The sequence below is a fragment of the Candidatus Manganitrophus morganii genome, from assembly GCA_021651055.1.
GTDB lineage: Bacteria > Nitrospirota > Nitrospiria > SBBL01 > Manganitrophaceae > Manganitrophus > Manganitrophus morganii.
Window position 1 is genome coordinate 401,720 of record JAJHOH010000001.1, and the last position, 18,419, is coordinate 420,138.

Annotated in this window: 18 protein-coding genes; 9 read left to right on the top strand and 9 right to left on the bottom strand. The window is 56.0% G+C overall.

Going from position 1 to position 18,419, the window contains the following annotated elements:
- The first annotated feature begins 9 nt into the window (after positions 1–9).
- The 7 genes from MCM46_01815 to MCM46_01845 all read left to right on the top strand — a co-directional run bounded on the left by MCM46_01815 (position 10) and on the right by MCM46_01845 (position 6,786).
- Positions 10–450: a response regulator gene (locus MCM46_01815; GenBank protein ID MCG3110535.1), complete on the top strand. Its 441-nt coding sequence runs from the start codon at positions 10–12 to the stop codon at positions 448–450.
- Positions 451–452: 2 nt separating this feature from the next.
- The gene (locus MCM46_01820; GenBank protein MCG3110536.1) at positions 453–1,556 is read left to right on the top strand and encodes a response regulator; all 1,104 of its coding nucleotides are present in this window, start codon (positions 453–455) and stop codon (positions 1,554–1,556) included.
- A gap of 49 nt (positions 1,557–1,605) precedes the next feature.
- The gene (locus tag MCM46_01825; GenBank protein MCG3110537.1) at positions 1,606–3,555 is read left to right on the top strand and encodes a response regulator; all 1,950 of its coding nucleotides are present in this window, start codon (positions 1,606–1,608) and stop codon (positions 3,553–3,555) included.
- A 62-nt stretch (positions 3,556–3,617) separates the two neighbouring features.
- On the top strand, positions 3,618–4,787 hold the full coding sequence (locus tag MCM46_01830; GenBank protein MCG3110538.1) for a pyridoxal phosphate-dependent aminotransferase: 1,170 nt from the start codon (positions 3,618–3,620) through the stop codon (positions 4,785–4,787).
- Between the two features lie 88 nt (positions 4,788–4,875).
- The gene (locus MCM46_01835; protein ID MCG3110539.1) at positions 4,876–5,289 is read left to right on the top strand and encodes a DUF1841 family protein; all 414 of its coding nucleotides are present in this window, start codon (positions 4,876–4,878) and stop codon (positions 5,287–5,289) included.
- Positions 5,290–5,307: 18 nt separating this feature from the next.
- Positions 5,308–5,784 carry a peroxiredoxin gene (locus MCM46_01840; protein MCG3110540.1) on the top strand — a complete coding sequence of 159 codons (477 nt, stop codon included), beginning with the start codon at positions 5,308–5,310 and terminating at the stop codon, positions 5,782–5,784.
- Between the two features lie 6 nt (positions 5,785–5,790).
- Positions 5,791–6,786, top strand: coding sequence for a redoxin domain-containing protein (locus MCM46_01845; GenBank protein ID MCG3110541.1), 996 nt, complete (start codon positions 5,791–5,793; stop codon positions 6,784–6,786).
- Here MCM46_01845 and bioB read toward each other — a convergent pair.
- From bioB to MCM46_01865, 4 genes are all read right to left on the bottom strand, one after another.
- Entirely contained in the window at positions 6,744–7,766 is a 1,023-nt protein-coding gene (gene bioB / locus MCM46_01850) for a biotin synthase BioB (GenBank protein ID MCG3110542.1), read from the bottom strand. The genes MCM46_01845 and bioB overlap by 43 nt on opposite strands.
- Positions 7,767–7,830: 64 nt before the next feature.
- The gene (gene corA, locus MCM46_01855; protein MCG3110543.1) at positions 7,831–8,796 is read right to left on the bottom strand and encodes a magnesium/cobalt transporter CorA; all 966 of its coding nucleotides are present in this window, start codon (positions 8,794–8,796) and stop codon (positions 7,831–7,833) included.
- Positions 8,797–8,805: 9 nt separating this feature from the next.
- The gene (locus MCM46_01860) at positions 8,806–10,557 is read right to left on the bottom strand and encodes an ATP-dependent DNA helicase (protein ID MCG3110544.1); all 1,752 of its coding nucleotides are present in this window, start codon (positions 10,555–10,557) and stop codon (positions 8,806–8,808) included.
- A gap of 51 nt (positions 10,558–10,608) precedes the next feature.
- Positions 10,609–11,514, bottom strand: a complete 906-nt coding sequence (locus MCM46_01865; protein ID MCG3110545.1) for an NYN domain-containing protein — start codon at positions 11,512–11,514, stop codon at positions 10,609–10,611.
- A gap of 327 nt (positions 11,515–11,841) precedes the next feature.
- On the opposite strand from MCM46_01865, the gene MCM46_01870 reads away from it, so the two are divergent.
- Positions 11,842–12,090: a MoaD/ThiS family protein gene (locus MCM46_01870; GenBank protein ID MCG3110546.1), complete on the top strand. Its 249-nt coding sequence runs from the start codon at positions 11,842–11,844 to the stop codon at positions 12,088–12,090.
- 57 nt (positions 12,091–12,147) lie between these two features.
- Positions 12,148–12,588, top strand: coding sequence for a molybdenum cofactor biosynthesis protein MoaE (locus MCM46_01875; protein MCG3110547.1), 441 nt, complete (start codon positions 12,148–12,150; stop codon positions 12,586–12,588).
- Between the two features lie 96 nt (positions 12,589–12,684).
- Here the strand turns inward: MCM46_01875 and purF are convergent, their stop codons facing one another.
- From purF to MCM46_01900, 5 genes are read right to left on the bottom strand one after another with little or no spacing between them, the layout of a single operon-like run.
- Entirely contained in the window at positions 12,685–14,115 is a 1,431-nt protein-coding gene (gene purF / locus MCM46_01880; protein ID MCG3110548.1) for an amidophosphoribosyltransferase, read from the bottom strand.
- A 15-nt stretch (positions 14,116–14,130) separates the two neighbouring features.
- A complete protein-coding gene (purL, locus tag MCM46_01885) occupies positions 14,131–16,374 on the bottom strand; it encodes a phosphoribosylformylglycinamidine synthase subunit PurL (GenBank protein MCG3110549.1) in 2,244 nt (747 codons plus the stop codon).
- A 59-nt stretch (positions 16,375–16,433) separates the two neighbouring features.
- Complete coding sequence (gene purQ, locus MCM46_01890; protein MCG3110550.1) at positions 16,434–17,147, bottom strand: phosphoribosylformylglycinamidine synthase subunit PurQ; 714 nt, start codon at positions 17,145–17,147, stop codon at positions 16,434–16,436.
- A gap of 14 nt (positions 17,148–17,161) precedes the next feature.
- Positions 17,162–17,539: a response regulator gene (locus MCM46_01895; GenBank protein MCG3110551.1), complete on the bottom strand. Its 378-nt coding sequence runs from the start codon at positions 17,537–17,539 to the stop codon at positions 17,162–17,164.
- The gene (locus MCM46_01900) at positions 17,532–18,383 is read right to left on the bottom strand and encodes a GAF domain-containing protein (GenBank protein MCG3110552.1); all 852 of its coding nucleotides are present in this window, start codon (positions 18,381–18,383) and stop codon (positions 17,532–17,534) included. Before MCM46_01900 ends, MCM46_01895 begins: the two co-directional genes overlap by 8 nt.
- Positions 18,384–18,419 lie beyond the last annotated feature (36 nt).

Sequence of the window (18,419 nt, forward strand, 5' to 3'; positions counted from 1 at the left end):
GGAGCTTCCGTGCCCAAGAAAACGATTCTCCTTGTGGAAGATAATCCCGACGATGAGCTGCTAACCCGAATGGCGCTTCAAGAGAACAACCTGCTCAATGAGATCGTTGTCGCCCACGACGGCGTCGAAGCCCTCGATTACCTGTTCGGGAGAGGAAGGTATGCCGGACGCGATCTCAACGACAAGCCTCAAGTGGTTCTCCTCGATCTGAAGCTTCCGAAGCTCGACGGCCTCGACGTCCTTCGCGCTATCCGCGCCGATGACCGGACAAAATTCCTTCCGGTCGTCATTCTCACCTCATCGAACGAAGAGCAGGACCTCCTCGCCGGATACAGCTTCGGCGCAAACAGCTATGTCCGAAAGCCGGTCGATTTTCACCAGTTCACCGATGCGGTGAAGCAACTCGGCCTCTATTGGCTTCTATTAAACGAACCTCCCCCCGGGAGATAGGAATGGAAAAATCGCTTCGGATATTAATCGTAGAGGACTCGGAAGACGACACCGCGTTGGTTCTGGAAACGCTGAAAGAGCGGGACTTTCACCCGGTTTACAAACGGGTTGAAACCCCCGAAGAGATGATCGACGCCCTCCGCCAAAGCCCTTGGGACGTGGTCGTCTCCGATTACACGATGCCGCGCTTCAATGCGCTTGCGGCGATGCGCCTGATTAAAGAGGCCGGGCTCGACATCCCGTTCATCATCGTGACCGGCAGCATCGGTGAAGAGATTGCCGTCCGTGCGATGAAAGCGGGCGCCCACGACTATATGATGAAAGACAATCTATCGAGGCTGACGCCGGCGATCGAGCGGGAGATGCAGGAGGCCGTCCGCCGGCGCGAACACCGGCAGGCCGATGAGGAACTGAGAAACTCCCGGCAACAGCTCCGTGATCTCGCGGCCCGTCTTGATTCCATCCGTGAAAAAGAGAGGGCCTGGATCGCGCGTGAAATCCATGATGAATTGGGCCAACTCTTTACCAGCATCAAATATGAACTCTCCCTCCTACGAAAGCGCATCTTCAAACAAGCGGATCGCTCGGAAATAAGTACGGACATTGAAGAACGACTTAATTCAACATCGGACTTGGTCGACACTGCAATCAAGACCGTCCAAAAGATCGCGACCGAATTGAGACCGGGCATTCTCGACGACCTCGGCCTGATGGCGGCGATCGAATGGCAGGCCTCCGAATTTCAACAACGGACCGGAATCTCTTGCCGTCTCCGCTCGGATCTGCAAATCGTTCGGCTCGACCGAGAGCGAGCGACCGCTGTTTTTCGGATCTTCCAGGAAATTTTGACTAATATCGCCCGGCACGCCGGCGCCACACGGGTTGGGATCCGAATCAAAGAGAAGGCGGGCCACCTTTACCTCGAGGTCAAGGACGACGGCCGCGGGATCACCGGTGAAGAAGTCGCAGATCCAAAATCGCTCGGAATTATCGGAATGCGGGAGCGGGTGCTTCTTCTCAATGGCGAGATCGAGATCAGCGGGGGCCCCAAAAGGGGGACGCATGTTCGTCTGAAAATTCCGCTGCAGGAGGCGCATGAAGCGTAGCCGGAGTTCTCTCTCCCGGTTAAAATAAACGATTAGAAAGAGGAAGACGATGACAACCCCACTTCGCACCCTTATCCTTGAAGATTCCGAAGATGATGCCGCCCTCCTTCTCCTTGAACTTGAACGGGGCGGTTTTGATCCGACGCACGAACGGGTCGACACCGCGAAGGCGATGTCCGCTGCGCTTGAAGGTCAAACGTGGGATGTCATCCTTGCCGATTACAAGATGCCCCATTTTAACGCCTTGAACGCCCTTTCGATTCTCAAGGAAAAGCGTCAGGACATCCCCTTTATCATCGTCACCGGGAGCATCGGCGAGGAGACCGCCACCGCCGCCATGCGGGCCGGAGCGAACGACTATCTCATGAAAGACAATCTGACCCGCCTGAATGAAACGGTCCGGCGCGAGCTGAAGGAGGCGGTCAATCGCGCGGCGCTGCGCAGCGCGGAGGCGTCGCTGCGGGAGTCCGAAGAAAAATATCGGCGGTTCTTCGAAGAAGATCTCAGCGCCGACTTCATCTCCACCCCGGACGGAGAGATCCTCGTCTGCAACCCTTCCTTTGTCCGTCTTTTCGGATTTTCCTCCACGGAGGAAGCGGCCTCTCACGACTTAAAATCGCTCTTTCCCGACCGCGCCGCTTGGGACCGTTTTATCGACGCGCTCCGGCAAAAAAGAAAACTCCAATGGTGCGAGGTCGAGCTCCGTTGCCCCGACGGAGCCCGCGTCGACGCCATCGCCAACGTGGTCGGCCGTTTCGACCCGGAAAACAAGTTGATCGAATTTAAAGGGTACCTCTTCGACAACACGGAACGGAAAGCATTGGAGCGGCAGCTTTTTCAGGTGCGAAAGATGGAGAGCCTCGGCCGGCTCGCAAGCGGGATCGCCCATGACTTTAACAATGTCTTGACCGGCATTCTCGGTTACACCGATCTCTCCCTTCTTAAAATCGACGAGACGCATCCCCTCCACAGCTACCTCACCCACATCCGCCAGTTGGTCTGGAAGGCTTCCAAGATGATCCGGCAATTGCTGGTCTTCGGACGCCGGCAGGTGATCGAGCCGACCCCTCTGAATCTCAATACGGTGCTCCTCGAACTGCTTCCCCTTCTTGAAAAGGTCTTAAGCGAAGAGATCGAGATGACCTTTCACCCCGATCCGCATTTAAAAAACGTACATGCCGATCTCTCGCAAATTGAGCAGGTGATATTGAATCTCTGCGTCAATGCACGCGATGCCATGCCCGAGGGGGGACGGCTCATCCTGCAAACGAAAAACCTCTCTTCGACGGAACCGGACATTCCGGAAACCCCCTTCATTCACCCCGGCGACTATGTTCTTCTATCCGTTTCCGATACCGGCGTCGGGATGGATGAAAAAACCATCGAACGGATTTTCGACCCGTTCTTTTCAACAAAAGATCCCGATCACGGGACCGGTTTGGGTCTTTCAATCGTTCACGGGATCGTCGGCCAACATGGCGGCTGGGTCACCGTTGAGAGCCGAATCGGGAAGGGATCGACCTTCAAAATCTTTCTCCCGGCTGTTGAAAAATCAGCGCACGCCGCACCCGGCCGGGAATTCACCCGGCATCTTCCGCGACGGTCCGAAAAAATTCTCATCGTCGAAGACGACCCGCTTCTGAGGACGGTTTTCCAGCGGAGCTTAGAGGAGCGGGGTCATTCCGTCCTCCTTGCCGAAAACGGAGAAGAAGGCCTCCGTCAAATCAAGCAGCAGACCGATCCGGTCCCAGTCGTTATCTCCGATCTCGTGATGCCGAAGATGAATGGAAGGGAATTCTACGAGCGGGTCCAAATGATCAAACCGGGAACCAAATTTCTTTTCGTCAGCGGCTACACCGATCTCCCGGCCCACCAAGAGTGGCTCAAAAAAAACACCCCCCCCCTCCTTCTCAAACCGTTCAGCCCGTCGGAACTGGTCGCGAAAGTCCACGATCTTCTTGAACCGCCGACGGATGCGGCGAAGCCCGAAGCGGCATGAGAATGATCAGTAGGGATCAAGAGGGTTGATCTTTTGGCCTTACCGGATTAAAATCACCCCTTATGTTTTCCGAAATCGCCGATCACTTCCATGGAGAAACCAATCCCCTCTACCGCGAACGGGACAGGCTCCTGGCCCAAGGCAAAAAGGTCATCGACCTCGTCTCCGGGAACGTCCATCACCATGGTATTCTCTACCCGCAATCGATTCTAAACCAAGCCCTCGCATCTGCCGCCGAACAAGCCCGAATCTATACACCCAATCCCCTCGGCCAGCCGATTGCCCGCGAAGCGATCAGCCGTTTCTACCGGGAAGAAGGGCTCTCCATCCCCGCCGAGCAGATCGTCGTCACACCGGGAACCAGCCTTTCTTATTGGTATGCCTTCACGCTTTTTGCCGGACCGGGAGACGAGATCCTCTCCCCCCGCCCGACCTATCCCCTCTTCGACGCCATCGCCACACTCGCCGGCGTTCGAATGGTCGATTATCGTCTTCGCGAGGCCGATCGATGGACGATCGATCTCGATCATCTCGAATCCCAAATCACGCCTCGAACGCGGGCGATCATTCTGATCTCCCCCCACAACCCGACCGGCGCCGCGGCGCAGGAGGACGAGGTAACCCGTCTCGCCGAGATCGCCGCCCGCCACCGCCTTCCGATCCTCTCCGACGAAGTCTTCAGCCCCTTTCTCTTCCGGCAAAACCGCCTCCCCCGCCCGGCGGCAACGAACGCGCCGCTTGTCCTCACGCTAAACGGTTTTTCTAAGATGCTTGCCCTGCCCGGGATGAAGATCGGCTGGATCGCCCTCTCCGGAGAAGCCCCGCTCGTCCGAAAGGCATTGGCCGCCCTGGAGACGATCTCCGACACCTTTCTCCCGGTCAACGAAATCGCTCAATTCTCCGTCCCGGCCCTCTTTGAAGGAGCGAAGGGGTTTCTACCCGCCTATCAGTCCGCCATCCGCGAACGCGCTCAACTTGCCATGGACCTTCTCTCCCGATCGGATCGACTCTCTTTCGTCCCCCCCGAAGGGGGATTTTATCTGACGGTTCGGATGAACGATCCGAAGGCCGACGAAGAGGAGATCGCCCTCGATCTCCTGCGGCGGCACTCCCTTCTGCTCCATCCCGGCTTCTTCTACGATCTCGAACCGCCCCATCTGGTCCTCAGCTTTGTCTCCGAACCGTCGCTGCTACAGACGGCCATGGAAAAGTTGACCTCTTACTTCAAATAAGTCTCTGCCCCCTGACGCCTCCCGTGTTTTCGTCTCTAAGAATTGACTTCATGCCATCCACCATTATAAGCTTCTGAAGATGGATTTCATGACCGCGCAAAATCGGGCCCGTTTTTTTGAGATTTGGAAGAAGGCCAAAGAGAATCTCCCGATGGAGGGGGAAGAAGCCCTCTTCGCCGAGATCATGCTGGAGCACCGGGAGCATCATTCCCTCTTCGACCTCGGCGAGGCGGCGATGAATATCGACTTTGCGGGCCGCCGCCAGACCAACCCTTTCCTTCATACGTCGCTCCACGCGGTCGTCGAGCAGCAGCTTCAAGCCCATGAACCGATCGAAGTAGAACAGGCCCTGCTCTCGGTGATCGCGCGCGGCGACACGCGGCACGACGCCGTTCACCAGATCGGCGGCATCCTGGCCCAAGTGCTTTACGACGCGGTCACCCGGAACAAACCGATCGATGAAGCAGATTATCTCTTGAAAGTCCGAGCGCTCATTTATTAACGCCAGAAAGGAGAACCGATGGAGAAACATCTCGCAGAAGGGGTTCCCGCCCCCGACTTTTCGCTCCCCGCCCATGACGGAAGAACGATCCGTCTTTCCGACTACAAGGGGAAAAACCATGTCATTCTATATTTCTACCCGAAGGACGACACCCCCGGCTGCACCAAAGAGGCCTGCGCCTTCCGGAACGACTACAATAAGTTCAAGCCGTTCGGCGTCGAGATCCTTGGGGTCAGCACCGATCCGATCGCGTCCCACCAGGCCTTCGCCCGAAAGTACGATCTCAACTTCCCGCTTCTGGCCGACGAGAAAAAAGAGGTCGCCCGGCTCTATGGGGCGCTCAATCCTGAGAAGGGATACGCCCGCCGGATGACCTACTTGATTGCGAAGGACGGGATCATTCGGCGGATCATGCCGAATGTGACGGTCGATGGGCACAGCGAGGAGCTATTCACCGCCGTGAAGGCGCTGGTTCCTTCCTTTCCGATGGAATAAGACGGGATGTTTCTGGAGCGTGAGAAGATCCGGGCCCCGGAGATCGAGGGGGGTCGATGGTTCAATTCAACGCCTCTCTCCATCAAGGCGCTGCGCGGAAAGATCGTCCTGATCGACTTTTGGGACTACACCTGCGTCAACTGCATCCGCACCCTTCCCTACCTCAAGGCCTGGCACGAACGGTATGCCGAAAAAGGCGTGGTCCTCATCGGGGTTCATTCGCCGGAGTTCCCCTTCGCACGAGAGGCTTCCCAGGTCGAGCGGGCCTTAAATTCGTTCGGCCTCACCTACCCGATCGTGATGGATAATGATTACAAAACCTGGCGGGCCTACGTCAATCGCTACTGGCCGGCAAAATATTTAATCGATCGAAACGGAATCATCCGCTACCGCCACAATGGCGAGGGGAACTACGTCGAGACCGAGCTGGCGATTCAGGCCCTTCTGATGGAGATCGACCCCGCGTTGCCCCTCCCCGACCCGATGCGGCCGATCCGGGAGAGCGACTATCCCGGCGCCGTCTGTTCCCCCCCGACCCCGGAGCTTTATCTCGGCGCCGACCGGGGGAGGATCGGAAACAACGAGGGACTCCCGGAGGGGAAGACTGTTCAATACACCCTTCCCGATCGGCTGATAGAAGATAGTTTCTATGCCGAGGGATCCTGGGAGGTGATGGCCGACCGTCTGACGTTCACCGGTCCGCGGGGCGGCGCGATCCATTTGATTTATTCAGCGATGGAAGTGAATCTGGTGGCGTCGGCCGAAGAAGAGGCGATCGTCTGGATCAATCAAGACCGGCGGACGATGCGGAAAGATGAAATCGGCGAGGATGTCGCGATTGATGAGAAGGGGCGTGCGTTCGTTCGGGTGAAAGCGCCCCGGATGTATCAGCTGGTGCGGAATCCCGGCTTCGAAAAACACGAACTCCGGCTCTTCACCCAGGCGAGAGGGCTCTCCCTCTACGCCTTTACTTTCGTCTCCTGTAAGGTCTCGCCGCAATAAGCGACGGCGCGCAACCCGAGATCTTCGATCATCTTCATATCGTCTTCGGGTTTCCGCCCCAGCGTCGTCAGATAGTTCCCGATCAATGTATGGCTGGCGCCGGCGGCGAACATCCACGATTGTAGGTCGCGCAGATGGACCTCCCGCCCGCCGGCGGTCATGATGTCTTTCGACGGAAGCATCAAACGATAAACCGCGATGATCTTCAAGATCTCCATCGGCTGAAGCGGCGGCAGGTTTTCAAACGGCGTTCCCTTGATGGCGTGAAGAAAGTTGAGCGGCACCACATCGGCATCGAGCTCCTGGAGGGCGACGGCCAACTCGATCCGCTGATCCGGACTCTCCCCCATTCCGAAGATCCCGCCGGAGCAGATTCCGATCCCCGCTTCTTTGCAATATTGAATCGTACGGACCCGGTCGTCGTAGGTATGGGTGGTGCAGATCTTCGGGAAGTGGGACCGGGCGGTCTCCAGGTTATGATTGTAAAAGGCGAGTCCCGCCTCTTTTAATTTGAAGGCGATCCGCCGGTCGGCGATGATCCCGAGCGAGGCATCAGTGCGGGTATGGCCGGCGGCGACCAATTCACGAATCCGCTGCAGCACCATCTCCAGGTCCCGGCCTTCGCGAAGCCCCCACCAGGCGGCGACGATCCCGAAGGCTTCCGCCCCATTGCTTCCCGCCTCTTTGGCCGCCTGGACGATCCCCTCCGAATCCATCAGTGGGTAACTGGGAATCCCGGTGTCATGATAGGCTGATTGGGCGCAGAAATTACAGTTCTCGGAGCAGTTCCCCGCCTTGGCATTGACGATGGAGCAGAGGTTGATCTGATCCCCCCGGTAATGATGCCGGACGTGATTGGCCGAGGCGATGAGATCAAAGAGATCGGGGCCGGAGACCTGCATCAGCCGGCATCCTTCCTCGTAAGTCAGACGCTCCCCTGCGATCGCCTTCTCTTCCATTTTCCGGATAAAGTCTCTCATCGCTCTACTCCTACAAGGATAGATAACACCCTACAATTTGGCGGAGTTTAACATAGGCCGTTTCTTAAAGCCATTTCTTTTTTCGGAAGAAGGCCAGCATCCCGACGGTGATCGCCGCCATCACCGCGATGACGATGAAGTAGCCATATTTGGAATGAAGTTCCGGCATGTTTTCAAAGTTCATCCCGTAAATTCCGGTGATGACCGTCAGCGGCATCAGCGTCGCCGTGAAAACGGTGAGGACTTTCATCACTTCATTGAGGCGGTTTGAAACGACCGACAAATAGGCGTCCAAGGCGCTGGTCACCAGGTCGCGATATGACTCCGCCAAATCGTTGATCCGGGCCAAATGATCGTAAACATCCCTGAAGTAGACCGCCGCCGTGGGACTGATCACCTTGAGGGGATCGCGACTTAAGCGATTGAGGATTTCCCGCTGCGGACCGGCCACCCTTCGAAGGTGCATGACCTCTTTCTTCATGCTGAAGATTTTGTTGAGCGTTTCCCGATCGGGCTGAGCAAAAACCTCCTCCTCGATTCCATCAATGAGGGAGTCAAACTGGTCAAGAACCGGGAAATAATGATCGACCATGGCATCCAGGATTTCGTGAAGGAGAAAATCGACGCCCCGCGTGATGGCCGGTCCGTTCCGTAGACACCGTTCTTTGGCTTGGCTGATGCTTCGAGAGGGCTCATCGTGGTAGCTGACCAGATAATTCGGCCCGAGAAAAAAATTAATCTCAGCGGTGACGAAGGTCTGATCACCCATGGTACGGGCGCCATGCAGCACCAGAAAAATATAATCACCGTAATCGTCGATTTTGGGAAGAAGCGTTTCGGAGATGCAATCTTCGATCGCGAGGGTATGAAAATGAAAATCGCGGGAGAGGCTTTCCGCCGCTTCGGGGGCGGGTCCCTCGAAGTCGACCCAGACCTGATTCTTCTTATTTTCCAGAAGGGAGGGCAACACCGACAAATCGTCAAAAGAACGGTGCCCCTCTTCTTCCGAGTAAACGAGTATCGACGTCATCGATCGGTCTTAATTTACCTCTCCTGCCTTATGAAGCGCCTCAAGAAAGAGGTCGCCGTATTGCGCGAGCTTCTTCGGTCCGATTCCGTTGATCTGAAGGAGTTCATCGCCGTTGCGCGGCCGATGCGTCGCCATTTGAAGCAAGACCGCGTCGCTGAAGATCAGGTATGCCGGCAGTCCTTTCTCGTCGGCCAGTTTTTTTCGCAACGCCCGCAGCCGCGCGAAGAGATCCCCCCCTTCCTCTCCGACGTTCTCGCTCGGAACAAAGGCCCGCTTTTTACCCTTCGGGATGGAACGCTCCGGCTCGAAGCGGGAGGCGGGGCGGATCTCTTCGAGAAGGTCCCACCCGGCGCAGTGATCGCATGCGCTTCCGCAGCCGGCGATCCGCTCCCCGAAGTGGGCGACCAGCCGCTGATGGCGGCATCCCTCGCCCTCTGCGAACGAAAACATCTCGCGGGTCTGCATCCGCATCTTCTTGTTTACCTGCGAATCGGAAACGCCTTCGGAAAATCGATCATAGCTGATCACCTCCGACCAAGAGTAAAAGAGCACGCAGTCGCTTTCGACGCCGTCGCGTCCGGCCCGTCCGATCTCTTGGTAGTAGCCTTCGATGCTCTTCGGCATGTCCCGATGGATGACATAACGGATATTCGATTTATCGATCCCCATCCCAAAGGCGACGGTCGCCACCACCACTTCGATATCGTCCCGGCGGAAGGCTTCCTGGACAATCGTCCGCCGGTCGTTCTCCATCCCGGCATGGTAAGCCGATGCGCGGACCCCGTTTGCTTTGAGAAATTCGGTCGTCTGTTCCGCCCCCCGGCGGCTGAGAGAGTAGATGATTCCCTGCTGGCCGGCGCGGGAGCGGACCAGATTGAGGATTTCCCCCTTGGTATCCCGTCCCCCCCCTTTCTTGTAAGCATGAAGCCGCAGGTTCGGACGGAAGGAAGAACCCCGGAAACGGAGGGGGGAGACCATCCCCATCTGTTCAACGATATCGGAGGCGACGGCATCGGTCGCCGTGGCGGTGAGCGCGAGGACGGGGATATTTCCGAAGCGGCGCTTCAGACCGGAGAGGTTTCGGTAAGAGGGGCGGAAATCGTGTCCCCATTGGCTGATGCAGTGGGCCTCGTCGACCGCAATGAGACCGATTCTGCAGGAAGAAAATAGATCGAGGAGCCCTCCTTCCAACCCTTCGGGGGCGGCATAAACAAGCCGATACTCGCCGGCTCTCAAACGCGCGATCCGGTCAAGCCGCTCGTCAGAGGTGAGACTCGAATTGATGAAAGTCGCCGGGATGCCGACTTCGGTCATCCCATCGACCTGGTCTTTCATCAATGCGATGAGCGGCGAGATGACAAGGGTCGTGCCGGGAAGGAGTCGCGCAGGGATCTGATAGGTGAGCGATTTTCCGGCTCCGGTCGGCATGACGCCGATGCAATCACGGCCGGAGAGGACCGACTCGATGATCTCCCTTTGACCGGGGCGAAAACCGGTGTAGCCGAAAACCGACTTCAGAACAGCGTCGGGCGAAACCAGCGCCGGGGGGTGGATCGGAACGGTGGCGGCCAGTCGTTTGAGCGAAGTAACCAGCGCCGGGGTAAAGAGGTCCGGCTCCACCCGAAAAAGATCGCGCAGGCCTTGAAGCCGCTCGTGAAAAAGGCGCGCCCCCTCGGCCTCCCCGACCTTCCCGAGCGCCGCCAAATGGGCCAGGGCCTCGACCTCCTCCGCCACCTGATCTTTCGTCCACGATTTTATCATCGCCGAGAGCTTAACGGAGGCGGGGAAAAAACTCAAGGGGGAAAAGAGCGATCATCCGGCGGATGGAGTGGCCGGGAGCGGATTCGCCGCCGCAGGCTCTTCCGCTTCCGCCGAAGTCCACTCGGGACCGAAATCAAGGACGATGAATCCTCCCGAGGTTTGGTCCTTTTCTAAGATCAACAACTTCCGCTTCTCCGCCTCTTCCAAAAGTTGGTTGAAGTTTCGAAACCCGTAGTATGATTCGTTGAAACCGGGCTTCCGCCGCCGGAGGGTCTGCTTGACCATCGATCCCCAGACCTTTCGCTCTCCCCGCTCGTTGAAGATCGCTTCAACCGTTTCCAAGACCAAGTTGAGCGCCTCTTGCCGCTTCGACTCCTTTTTTTCCTCGTCGTCCTTGGTCACCTCGGTCTTGACGTCTGTCTTCACGGCAGCCGTTTTCGCCGCCGGGCGGGGTGTTTTCGGTTTGCGCCGGGCGACCGTTTCTCGGACAAGGTCGTCGTAGAAAATGAATTCATCGCAATTGGAGATCAACAGATCGGAAGTCGACTTCTTCACTCCGACCCCAATGACATTTTTATTGTTCTCCCGCAGCTTGCTGACGAGGGGGGAGAAATCGGAATCGCCGCTCACGACGACAAAACTGTCGATGTGGGACTTGGTATAGCAGAGGTCGAGCGCATCGACGACCATTCGGATATCGGCCGAGTTCTTCCCCGATTGGCGGATATGAGGGATCTCGATCAGCTCAAAGGCGGCCTCATGCATGCCACCTTTAAAATCCTTATATCGCTCCCAGTCGCAATATGCCTTTTTGACGACGATATTCCCCTTCAGCAACAACCGCTCCAACACTTTTTCGATATCGAATTGAGCATAACGCGCGTCTCGAACCCCGATCGCAACGTTTTCCAGGTCGCAGAAAACCGCCATATTGAATGTACCTTCAGTAGTCGCCATTGGTTTTAATGCTCCTCTTTAGATTAAGAAAAGTCATTCTACCTTTTTTTTCCGGGACAGACAAGCAGAAGCGTCGGAACAGATTGATTTATCTGTTTTGGATGTCATATTGAGGCCAAGCCGAATCTCGTCGAAATGCCGGAAACAGGATCCTTCGCCGGCGCTCAGAGATGACCATTCGGGACATTTACAGAAACCAAGCGTACGACAAAGATGTTTGATCCTATTGAAAAATCACCGCCGGAGCGCCTTCCTGAATCGATAAAAACCTTGACAGAGAATGACGAAAAAGGTATCCTTTTTCTAACTTTTCAGGAGTTTTCGAAGATGGTTAAAATACGTTTTTTTGCAGTCCTCAAGAAAATTGTCGGTAAAGAAGAGGTTGTCCTCGATGTTGAAAAAGGGACCACGCTGGAGCAGCTTCTCAGTCGGCTGGAGCGGGATCTTCCTCCCTTGCAACAGATCATGAAAGAAGGAAAGATCTTGATCTCGGTCAATCAAGAGGTGGTTCCAAAAGAGTGTTTGATTCAGAACGGAGATGAGATCGCATTCCTTCCCCCTTTCGCCGGGGGATGAGGCTCCGAGAAGATCTTTAAACAAAACGTTTATTCATTCATTTAATAAGGATCGGCCATGGATACAAAACAGCTTTCCGAAAGAATCCGCGTTCAAACCGAAGATTTCAGCGTCGAAGAAGAAACCAATAAGGTGAAAAACAGCTCGAAGAGGATCGGCGGCATCGTCACCTTCCTCGGAACGGCGCGGGATTTCTCAAAAGGACGCGATATCCATAAGATCGATTTTGAACATTATCCCGGAATGGCCCAAAAGCGCCTTGCGGAAATCCGGGAACAGGCGCTCAAAGACTATGACATCATCGAGGTTTCGATCATCCACCGGGTCGGCGAAATTTCGATCGGCGACAACATTGTTCTCATCGTGGTCGGGGCGGAGCATCGCAAAGACGCCTTCCGGGCCTGTTCCTGGTGCATCGATGAATTGAAGCGGATCACACCGATCTGGAAGAAAGAGACGACCCCTCAGGGAGAGGTCTGGGTCGAAGAACACCCGTAATTCACAGATGGAACCTTTGGAATAAAAAAGGGATGGAGAGAACTCCATCCCTTTTTTATTCTCTTTTTATCTTTGCCGACCGCCGTTCCGTCTTTGTTACGGCTCTCGCTCTTCAAAAAGTCCCAACTGGATAATCTCTTCGCCCGTGAACGGAATAGGATAGTTTCCGGAAAAACAGGCGGTGCAGAAATGCCGATTCTCCCCCGAATCCGAGTTGTAAACCGCGCGGAACATCCCTTCCGTTGAGAGATAGGAAAGGCTGTCGGCAGTGATATATTTTCTAATCTCTTCGACGCTGTGACTCGAAGCGACGAGCTCTTGGCGCGTCGGCGTATCGATCCCATAAAAGCAAGGCGAAATGATCGGCGGGGAGCTGATGCGAACATGGATCTCTTTCGCCCCCGCCGCGCGGATCATTTTGACGATCTTCCGGCTGGTCGTCCCCCGGACGATCGAATCATCGACCACCACCACCCGCTTTCCATCCAGGATCTCACGCACCGCATTCAACTTGATCTTTACGCCGAAATGGCGGATCGACTGCTGCGGTTCGATGAAGGTCCGGCCGACATAATGATTTCGGATCAGCCCCGTATCGTACGGAATTTTGGACGCCTCGGCAAACCCCAACGCAGCAGGAACTCCCGAATCGGGAACCGGAATGACGATATCCGCTTTAATATCTCCTTCCCGCGCCAACTCCATTCCGAGCCGCTTTCGGATATAGTAAACATTCCGATCGAAAACACGGCTGTCGGGCCGTGAGAAGTAGACATATTCAAAGACGCACTGCGCCGGCGAAACCTTGGTAAAGGGCTTAAACGAGAAGACCCCTTTCTCGTTGATCTGAACGATCTCGCCCGGCTCGATGTCGCGAACATATTCGGCATCGATCAGATCAAAAGCGCAGGTCTCCGAAGCAAGGACATAACCTTCTTTCATCTTCCCAAGGCAGAGAGGCCGCACCCCATACGGATCGCGAACACCGATCAGACCCTCTTCCGAAAGAAAGAGAAGAGAGTAGGCTCCGCGGACACGCTCGCATGCATCGACAATCCGTTGAACGAGGCGCTCCTGACGGGAATGGGCGATGAGGTGGATGATGACTTCGCTGTCCATGGAAGATTGAAAGATGGCGCCGTAGGCTTCCATCTCATCGCGCAGAAAGCTGGCATTGATCAGGTTGCCGTTGTGCACCATCCCGAGGGTGCCCAGGGCATAATTGACCATCAGCGGTTGGACATTTTCGAGACAATTGTCGCCGGTGGTCGAGTAACGATTGTGACCGATGGCGGCGTTCCCCTTCAGCTTTCTGAGGCGGTCCTCAGAGAAGATGTCGGCAACAAGCCCGGTTCCTTTTTCCTGGTAGTAGGTATTGCCGTCATGGGTGACAATGCCGCTCGCCTCCTGGCCGCGATGCTGGAGGGCATAAAGACCGAGGTAAGTGAGATTGCCCGCCTCCGGATGGCCATAGATTCCGAAGATGGCACACTCTTCTTGCAGCTTATCAAATACCGATTCGTCCACCTGGCTCACCTGTTGTTAATCAAAGTATTTTGCCAAACCCCTCGAGTAGGCCTCTTTCATCTCCGAAACGGAGAGATGGATCGCCTGCTCCTTTCCTTCCAACCGGATATCGAGAGAACCTCCCCCCGTTGTCCCCAAGACCGAGTGACCGACCCCGGCCTCTGCGATGAGGGCCTGCAGTCTCGAAAGAGATCGCTCCGGGACGCTGACGAGAATCCGCGATTGCGACTCACCGAATAGATAGGCATCCGGCCGGATCGTCCCAGTATCCAGCGCAATCATAGCACCCAGAGAGGTCGGAGACAAGATGCAACTCTCAGCGAGGGCCACCGCCAATCCCCCTTCGGAACAGTCGTGCGCGGAGGAGAGAATCCCTTCCCGTGCTGCGGTGAGGACCACCTTCTGGACCCCCTTCTCCTTCTCAAAATGGAGCATCGGCGGATAACCGCGCTCTTGGGAATGGAGAACCTTTAGGTATTCGCTCCCTCCCAGCTCTTCGAGCGTCTCCCCGATCAGAACGACCACTTCATTCGGCTCCTTGAATCCCGCGGTCAGAGGGCTCTTCATCCCTTCGATTAGGCCCAGCACGCCGACAATGGGGGTCGGATAGATTCCCAGGCCCCGCGTCTCGTTGTAGAGGCTGACGTTTCCGCTGACGACCGGGATTTTGAATTGCTCGCAAGCCTCGCTCATCCCCTCGACGCAGAGGGCGAAAGACCACATCACCTCCGGCCGCTCCGGATTTCCGAAATTCAGACAATCGGTCAGCGCAATCGGTTTCGCGCCGACGCAGACGAGGTTCCGCGCCGCTTCCGCCACGGCGATCGCGCCGCCATAGTAGGGGTTGAGCAAGCAGTAGGTGCTGTTTCCGTCGACGCTGATCGCCAGGGCGCGATCGGTCCCTTTGATCCGGACCACCGCCGCATCCCCCCCTCCCGGCCCGACCACCGTATTGGTTTGGACCATATGGTCGTACTGGCGGTAGACCCACTCTTTGCTTGCCAGGGACGGCGAGCCGAGCAACGTCCGGAGGGCTTCGGAATACGATTTCGGCTCCTGAATCGATTCGATATTGAGCGATTGAACCAACTCCTGGAACTTGGGGGTGGCGATCGGACGCTCATAAACCGGCGCTTCGGAGGTCAACGCCGACACCGGGATCTGCGCCACAATCTGGTCCCGGTTCTTGATCGTCAGCAGCCGCTCTTCGGTGACCTTTCCGATCACCGCCATATCGAGATCCCACTTCTTGAAAACCGCCTCCACCTCGGCTTCTCTCCCTTTCTGAGCGACCAGAAGCATCCGCTCCTGGGATTCGGAGATCATGAACTCCTCCGGCGTCATTCCGGGCTCGCGGCTCGGCACCTTGGAGACGTCGATTTCGATTCCGGTTCCGCCGCGGTGTGCCATTTCGGAGGACGAGCTCGTCAGACCGGCCGCCCCCATGTCTTGGATGCCGACCACACAACCGGTCTGCATCACCTCCAGACAGGCCTCCAGGAGGAGCTTTTCGGTAAAGGGATCGCCGACCTGGACGGTATGCCGCTTCTCTTCCGATTGGCCGAGCTCCGCGCTCGCCATCGTCGCCCCGTGGATGCCGTCTCTTCCGGTCTTTGAGCCGACATAGATGACCGGATTCCCGACCCCGCCGGCCGCCGCCGTCACGATCTCTTCCTTTTTCGCAATCCCAAGACAGAAGACATTCACGAGCGGATTCTTCGAATAGATCTCGTTGAAGTAGATCTCCCCACCGACGGTTGGAACTCCCATGCAATTGCCGTAACCGGCAATGCCGGCGATCACCCGCTCGAACAGGTAACGGTTCTTGGGGACCTCCAGCGGACCGAAACGAAGCGAGTTGAGCAGCGCCACCGGCCGCGCCCCCATCGTGAAAATATCCCGGAGAATTCCTCCGACGCCGGTCGCCGCTCCCTGGTACGGCTCGATAAAGGAGGGATGATTGTGGCTTTCAATCTTAAAGGCGGCGACCCATCCTCCGCCGATGTCGACCACCCCCGCATTCTCGCCCGGTCCATGGAGGACATGCTCCCCTTGCGTCGGAAAACGTTTCAAGTGGACCTTCGAGCTCTTGTAACTGCAGTGCTCGCTCCACATCGCGGAGAAGATCGCAAGCTCCGTGGTGTTCGGCTCGCGACCGAGGAGCGCGACAATTTTCTGATACTCCTCATCGGTCACCGGATGGGCCGGTCGTTCCGGGGGCAGCCCTTGATTATGGGCCGTTTTCTGAGGGTCTGTCATGGATTCTCCAGATATCGTGATTCGTAATCCGTGAATCGTTATTCGTAAAATCTTTACGTTTAACGAATAACGGGGGCAGCGCGCTCCCTGCGAGAGCGGCGGAGAGATTCAAAGAGTTTGATCCCATCTTCGCCGCCAAGGAGGGGATCGGCGACGCGCTCCGGGTGGGGCATCATGCCAAGGACATTCCCCGCCTCATTGGAGATTCCGGCGATCTGGTCGATGGAGCCGTTCGGGTTTGCTTCATCCGAGACCGCTCCTTCCTTCGTAACATAGCGGAAGATGATCTGATTTCGCTCCTTCAACCGCGCCAACCCGGCGGGATCGATATAATAATTTCCTTCCGCGTGTGCGATCGGAAGAGAGAGAACCTGACCCGGTTGATAGAGCGAGGTGAACGGGGTTTGATGATTTTCGACCCGAACGAAGACCGGCTTGCAGATAAACTTGAGGGAGCGGTTCCGCCGGAGCGCTCCCGGAAGCAGACCCGACTCGACCAGGATCTGAAATCCGTTGCAGATCCCGAGAACCATTCCCCCTTGCGCGGCGAAATCGACAACCCCCTTCATCACCGGAGAAAAACGGGCGATCGCCCCCGCCCGGAGATAATCGCCATAGGAAAAGCCCCCCGGAATAATCAGGGCATCGACATCGGGAAGTTTTGTCTCCTTGTGCCAGATGAAAGTGGTCGGCTCTTTCAGGATCCCACCGGTGACGTAATGACAATCTTGGTCACAATTCGACCCGGGAAAAACAACGATTCCGAAACGCATTCTATCCTCTGATTCTATTCCGTCTTTAATAAATCCCTGACGATCTTAAGAAGTTCGTTGGTTTGAATCGGTTTGGAAAGGTAGGCATTGGCTCCCAAAGCAAGCCCTTTTTCTCGGTCGGTTTGGGAGCCTTCCGTCGTGACAATCACAATCGGGGTCGATCGATAGGCGGGATCGTTTCGAATCATGCTGACCAGCTTGAGCCCATCCATCAGCGGCATGTTGATATCCGAAACGATTAAATCAAATCGATTTTCCTTCAACTTCTTGAGGGCATCGACGCCGTCGCTCGCCTCAACGATCTTGGAGTTCGGAATTCGTTTCAAGCTGAAGGTGATCAGTTGACGCATCGTCGGCGAATCTTCGACGACGAGGAAACGGATGTCAGCCATTTTGCCCCCAGGAATCTTCTCGACCGCTCAACAAGTCAATAAAACCTTGAATCGTTGACAACTTTCTGGCCGATTGCGAATAAAGTTTGGCGCTGAAAACCGCCGTGGCGGCATGCCCCGCCAACATAGTGAAAAGCTCTTTGTCGACGTGGGTCAATGTCTTTTTCTTTTGCTCCAGGAGCGAAAAAACGACGATGACGCCGAGCGTTTGATCTTTGATTTTCAGCGGGATGCAAACAATCGGACGAGGTTCCCCTTCGACACTTCCCACGCTTAAATCGCTTTCGAAGAAGTTTTCGCCGCTCTGGACCGCCCGGCCGATGACCCCTTCGCCGATCCGGGCCTTGCGGATTGTCCCCTCTTCCATCCCCTCGGAAGCGATGGTAGAGAGAACCCCAGAGGCTTCATCCAGCAACATGATCACAAACCGCTCGGCCCCGACCAGGTTGATCATGATTTCGATGATGATTCGAAGCACTTCTTCGAAGTCGAGGGTCGAGTGGAGCTGATTGCTGGCGACATAGAGGTTGGCCAGGTTGTTGTTTTCCTCTTCCACTTCCAAATACTTTGAAGCGAAGCCCTTATTTTCCTCTTCAACCTCCTTAAAACGGTTGATGAGGCGGTTGCGCTCTTCCTCAGCCTTGGCCAACTGCTCCTGAAGCGCTTTTACTTCGACCGGATTGGAAAGTTGGACCAACCCGTTCCTTTCCTCTTCGAGCTTGAGGACCGTATATCGGAGCCGCTCGTTCTCCTTGAGCAATTCTTGAGTGAATTCCTCCCCCTTCTTGAATACCCTCAAGAACTCTTCAGCCTTTTTCGCGATCTCGTTTTCTCTTCGCTCCATAACCGATTTCCTTCCGGATTTGAAGGCCTTGTGGAT